The sequence below is a fragment of the Lysinibacillus sp. FW301-JW8 genome, assembly GCF_058788755.1.
In genome coordinates, this window is record NZ_JBYTBB010000061.1 from 31,163 (window position 1) to 34,638 (window position 3,476).

At 34.7% G+C, this 3,476-nt stretch carries 3 protein-coding genes and 1 riboswitch; all 3 genes read left to right on the forward strand.

Annotation, left to right across the window (positions count from 1 at the left end; translation table 11 throughout):
- On the forward strand, window positions 1-398 hold a 398-nt coding region (locus AC3WOM_RS20700), incomplete at its 5' end, for an LPXTG cell wall anchor domain-containing protein (protein WP_492448160.1).
- A gap of 22 nt (window positions 399-420) precedes the next feature.
- Window positions 421-1,188 (forward strand): class B sortase, encoded by a 768-nt coding sequence (srtB, locus tag AC3WOM_RS20705; RefSeq protein WP_492448161.1) that lies wholly within the window; start codon window positions 421-423, stop codon window positions 1,186-1,188.
- A 251-nt stretch (window positions 1,189-1,439) separates the two neighbouring features.
- A riboswitch (purine riboswitch) is annotated at window positions 1,440-1,541 on the forward strand.
- A 130-nt stretch (window positions 1,542-1,671) separates the two neighbouring features.
- The gene (locus tag AC3WOM_RS20710; protein WP_427548167.1) at window positions 1,672-2,997 is read left to right on the forward strand and encodes an NCS2 family permease; all 1,326 of its coding nucleotides are present in this window, start codon (window positions 1,672-1,674) and stop codon (window positions 2,995-2,997) included.
- Window positions 2,998-3,476 lie beyond the last annotated feature (479 nt).

Below are 3,476 nucleotides of genomic sequence, written 5' to 3' on the forward strand. Positions count from 1 at the left end.
ATTCAGGAAACAACCCAGGAACTGGAGGTAATCCAGGAGACTCTGGAAATAACCCAGGAACTGGAGGTAATCCAGGAGATTCAGGAAACAACCCAGGAGCTGAAGGTAATCCGGGAGATTCAGGAAACGACCTAGGCTCTATAGGAAATCCAGGAAACAATCCTGGTTCTGGAAGTAATTCCGAAGTTTCTGGAAACAAGCTTAATTCTGGAGATAAAACTGAATCTAGTAGAAATAGTAAATCCGATGACAATAATAGTGGAGAAAACAAATTAGATAATGTTCCAAAAACAGGTGATAATAGTATGCCACCAATCTTCTATATGGCTTTGGCGCTTATGTGCTTAATAATGCTAGGATTCCTATTGTTTGGTAACAAGAAGAAAAAGCACATTTAGTAATGGGAAAGGTGGTAAGGAAATGAGCAAAATTAAAAAAATTCTTATCGCCTTTTTCACAATCCTACTTGTATATTCCCTAGTTTCTCTTGGGAGAAGTTATTTACAGGATTATACTGAAAATAAGCAAATAAAAGAGTTAGCAGAAATACGATATAAAGAAAATAATAAAGATGAGGATGTTAAAGCAACCTCATCTTTTATCACAAATGTCATACTCCCTGAATTCCAAGAACTGTACAAACAAAACCCGGATATCATCGGGTGGCTGAAAATAGACGGCACCCGGATTGATTACCCGATTATGCAGAATAAACAGGATACACAGTACTATCTGAATCATGGTTTCAATAAGGAAAAAAATAAAAATGGACTCCCTTTTTTGGATGAGCATAGTCACATAAATGATTCAGACATATTACTCATCCATGGACATCATATGAAAAGTGGAGCGATGTTTGCAGATTTAGAGAAGTATAAGAAGGAAAGCTACTATAAGGAGCATACAATGTTACAATTTAGTACGCTTTACGAGCAGGAAGAATACGAAATCGTTGCTGTTATTCTCTCGGAGGTATACAGCAAAACGGATGACGTTTTTAAATACTATCAGATTGATCAGATAGAAACACCTGTTGAGTTTGACTCGTATATTCAAAATATTGAACAGCTCGCGCTTTACGACACAGGAGTGACTGCACAGTATGGAGACAAGCTTCTTGTTCTATCTACATGTGAGTACTCAGCCGAGAATAGTCGGTTAGCAGTGGTCGCTCGAAAGCGAATATGACGATGTGTAAAGTACTTAAAATCAGCTATATTGTATTAGTTTCACAATGAGTGGGAATTATGAATAACGAAACCCTAGAATCTTAAAAGCTGATTCTAGGGTTTTAATTAGCTAAGGCACAATTAATCTAAGAAGTGTTAAATGAATAAAACATGAACATTAAATAAGTATTTTACACGAACTTTCGTATTTTTTTTATAAAAAACGTTCGGAAATAGGTTGAAATCTGAAAAATGAAATGATATATTACGATTGTAAATTAAATAAGTCGTCGTATAATGTCGGGAATAAGGCCCGTGAGTTTCTACCAAGTTACCGTAAATAACTTGACTACGATTTTAGTTTTATATACGAATGTATAGACACTAATAAATTTCACACAATACAGGTGATGAAATATCGTAGACATGCGACTAGTAGAATAGTCAGCGTGTCTTTTTTTATTTTCGATATTGAAGACGACCAACGGAGGATTTCTTTCAAATGAAAAAGTATTTCATGTTCGATGAATTAGGAACAAATTATCGTCGGGAATTTCTTGGTGGCTTCACAACGTTCTTAGCAATGGCCTATATTTTAGTAGTAAACCCATTAACATTGACATTAGCAGATGTAAAGGATTTACCAGATGCTTTACGTATGGATTATGGGGCTGTATTTGTTGCAACTGCTGTGTCAGCAGCAATTGGTTGTTTTATTATGGGACTCTTAGCGAAGTATCCACTGGCTTTAGCGCCTGGTTTAGGACTTAATGCATTTTTTGCTTATACAGTAGTACTAGTTAATGGTAGCCCATGGCAACATGCTTTAGCAGCAGTATTTATTTCAGGTATTTTCTTCTTATTATTAACATTAACAGGCTTACGAGAAAAATTAATTAATGCTATCCCTATGGAATTAAAATTAGCGGTAGGTGCTGGTATTGGTTTATTCATTGCATTTATTGGAATGCAAAATGCAAAAATTATTGTTAATAATGATGCAACCTTAGTTGGTATTGGTAATTTACGTGATCCACAGGTATTACTAGCGATTTTCGGTATTATTGTTACAGTTATTTTGATGGTGCGTGGAATTAAAGGCGGCGTATTCTATGGTATGGTAATTACTTCAATTGTAGGTATGATTACTGGACAAGTTGGGTTACCAGAAAAAGTCTTTTCAGCACCACCTAGTATTTCGCCAACATTTGGTGCATTATTCAGTGCCTTTTCTGATCCAAGCTTCTATACATTATCCATGCTGTCAGTAATTTTAACTTTCTTATTTGTTGATTTCTTTGATAATGCGGGAACTTTAATGGCAGTAGCAAACCAAGCAGGATTAGTGAAAGATAACCGTTTACCACGTGCTGGTAAAGCTTTGATTTCTGATTCAATTGCAACGATTGTAGGTTCCATTTTTGGTACATCTACAATCACGTCTTATGTAGAATCCTCATCAGGTGTAGCAGCTGGTGCACGTTCAGGTTTTGCTTCAATTGTAACGGGATGTTTATTCTTATTAGCACTCTTCATATCTCCGTTGTTAGGAGTTATTACTTCAGCCGTTACTGCTCCTGCATTAATTATAGTTGGAGTCCTAATGGTCGCTTCTTTAGGCCAAATTGCTTGGAATCGTTTTGAAATTGCTGTGCCGTCATTTTTAACAATGATTATGATGCCATTAACTTATTCGATTGCAACTGGTATCGCAGTAGGTTTCATTTTCTATCCATTAACAATGATTATTAAAGGAAAAGCGAAGGAAGTAAATCCGATAATGTATGTTTTCGCGATAATCTTCTTATTATATTTAGCAACTTTATAAACAAAAGGCTGTTCGCAAATTTTGGTTTTAACCATATTTGTGAGCAGTTTTTTTATTGCTCTAATGATTGGAATACTATTCACTTTTAAAACAATTATATAGGAAGTAATTTGATTTATTTAGAAATGAAAATCACAGAATTATTTTTCTTTTTAAATACAGTTGCATTACTAGAAGATTAATGGTATATTTTAAAACGTTGTTACGAAAACAAACGACAACCTTTAAAAATACTAACATAAAGAGTTGACATAGAGTTAACACTGTGTTAAAGTATAGAAAGTCACTTAAGTGTGACAAATTAATGAACCTTGAAAACTGAACAAGCAAAACGTAATCAATAAAGTTTTTAGTAGCTAGTTTCTGCTAGTGAACAAAACAAAAATTTTGGACATCAAAATCGATGCCAGCAAAACAATTTGAGCTAATCAAATTTCTTTTATGGAGAGTTTGATCCTGGCTCAGGACGAACGCTGGCG

Coding starts and splice junctions, on each gene's coding strand:
- srtB (WP_492448161.1), top strand. CDS start 421: ATGAGCAAAATTAAAAAAATTCTTATCGCCTTTTTCACAATCCTACTT.
- AC3WOM_RS20710 (WP_427548167.1), top strand. CDS start 1,672: ATGAAAAAGTATTTCATGTTCGATGAATTAGGAACAAATTATCGTCGG.